Below are 1,977 nucleotides of genomic sequence, written 5' to 3'. Positions count from 1 at the left end.
CCCCCCCCCCCCCCCCCCACGGATCAGCATTCACCCAGCCACCCGAACCACGCCCATATCGATTCCCAGGTGGACCAGTTCGGCATGGGAGCTGACCTGCAGCTTGCTCTTGAGCAGCGTCAGATGGTTGGACACGGTCTTGGCGCTGATGCACAGCTGTTCGGCGATGGTCCGCGCCGGGGTGCCCCTGGCGAGCATGACGAAGATCTCCAGTTCGCGCTGGGTCATCGATTGCAGGCGCGGGTCCGCATCGTGCCGGGTGTTGGCGCAGGCCAGTTGGGTCGCTAGCGCCTGCTCGATATAGGCATGGCCGGCCAGCACCCGGCGCACCGCCTCCACCAATACTTGCGGTGGCGAATTCTTGGTCAGGTAGCCGGACGCGCCGGCGTCCAGCGCCTGGCGCACCAACGGCAGTTCGTCGTGCATGCTGAAAAACAGCACGCGCAGTTGCGGCAAGCGTTGCCGCAGGCGGCGGGTGGTTTCCAGGCCGCTGATGCCCGGCAGGCCGAAGTCCATGATCACCAGGTTCGGCACCTGTTCCTGCACCTGGCTCAACGCTTCTTCGCCCGAGGCCGCTTCGCGCACCAGCAGTTCCGGCATCAACGCTCGCAACAGGCTGGCGTAACCTTGCCGAACCACAGCGTGATCGTCCACCAGCAAGATGTTCATGAATTCTCCAGGGGGATGTTCAAGGCCAGCGCCCATCCGGCGCCGGGCTGGCTGATGATGCGCAGCTCACCACCCAGGCTGCGGGCCCGTTCGGCCATCGAATGCAGGCCGACACCCGCCCGGGCCGGCTGCTGCGCGCCACGTCCGTTGTCGCGCACCAGCAGGCGCAGGCGGCCACGGCGGTGCTGCATACGAATCCGTACCTGGCTGGCGCCGGCGTGCCGGGCGATGTTGGTCAGTGCTTCCTGCAACAGGCGATAGAGGTGGGCCTTGTCAGGCCCGGTTATCGTCGACGGCGATGCTCCATCGACTCGCAACTGACAGGCGATCCCGTGTCGGTCCTGCCACTGCCTCGCGAGCAGCCCGATTGCCTCGCACAACGGCAGGTGCTGCAACACCACCGGATACAAGTCGTGGACCAACGCGCGAAAGCCTTTTTGCAGGTGATCGCAGTGTTCCTCCAGTTCGTGTGCCGTCTGCTCCAAGGCTGGCGGCTGATGGATGACCAGGCGCAGCAGACAGGCCCGTGCGCGAATACCGGCCACATACTGGCCAAGGTCATCGTGCAGCGTCTGCGCCAGGCGCGTGCGCTCCTGCTCCTGCACGGCCAGCAGTGCCTGAGTCAGCCGGGCGTTGTCCGCGCGGGTCTGGGCCAGCGCGGCGGTCATCCGATTGAAATGCTCCGCCAACTGCTGGGCTTCCGAAACGCCTGCGGAGCGCAGGCTGACCTGCAAGTCCCCGGCGGATACCTGGCGCATTGCGTGGAGCAATTCATCCAGCAAACGCACGCCCCGGCGCACCGCCCAGCGAATCACCAGCAGACTGACGAAGAGCGCCATCAGGCAGACGCCGAACAGTTGCGTCAGGGAATCGAGGATCTCGTCGATTTCATCCCGTGGATCAACAGCGATCCAGGCCCGACGCCCATCCTGCAAGTCCACGATCTGGGCGGCCGGGCCGTCGGCCAACAGTTGGCGACCCAGCCAGGCCTGCAACCCGGGATCCTTCGCCGGGGCACTCTCCCCAGGCGCCAGCCAATGCACCCGCACGTGACGCAGGCTGCCGGTGAGCCGCGTTTGAAGGCTGGTCGGGTCTCGCTCGGCGGTTTCGCGCAGGTAGTGCACCACCGACTCGGCCGATTGCAGTTCGCGCTGCACATCGGCGCTGGCCTGGTGCAGCAGCAGCGTTGCGCAGGCCACGGCGACCAGGGCAAAGAACACCGTGACCCAGAGGTTGATTCGCCAGAGGGCGGACATGGTCAGCGCCCCGCTCCCAAGTCTGTACCGGCCCCCTGTGGGACACCGGCCT

Annotated in this window: 2 protein-coding genes; both read right to left on the bottom strand. The window is 66.3% G+C overall.

Annotated elements, in window-relative coordinates; genetic code table 11:
* Window positions 1-30: 30 nt before the first annotated feature.
* Window positions 31-669 (bottom strand): response regulator, encoded by a 639-nt coding sequence (locus tag ACE04F_RS28040; RefSeq protein ID WP_486110850.1) that lies wholly within the window; start codon window positions 667-669, stop codon window positions 31-33.
* Entirely contained in the window at window positions 666-1,925 is a 1,260-nt protein-coding gene (locus ACE04F_RS28035) for a sensor histidine kinase (protein ID WP_486110848.1), read from the bottom strand. The genes ACE04F_RS28040 and ACE04F_RS28035 overlap by 4 nt, the downstream gene beginning before the upstream one ends.
* Window positions 1,926-1,977 lie beyond the last annotated feature (52 nt).

This window comes from Pseudomonas sp. AGC41 (assembly GCF_057334555.1).
This window is presented reverse-complemented; position numbering and strand designations above follow the sequence as displayed.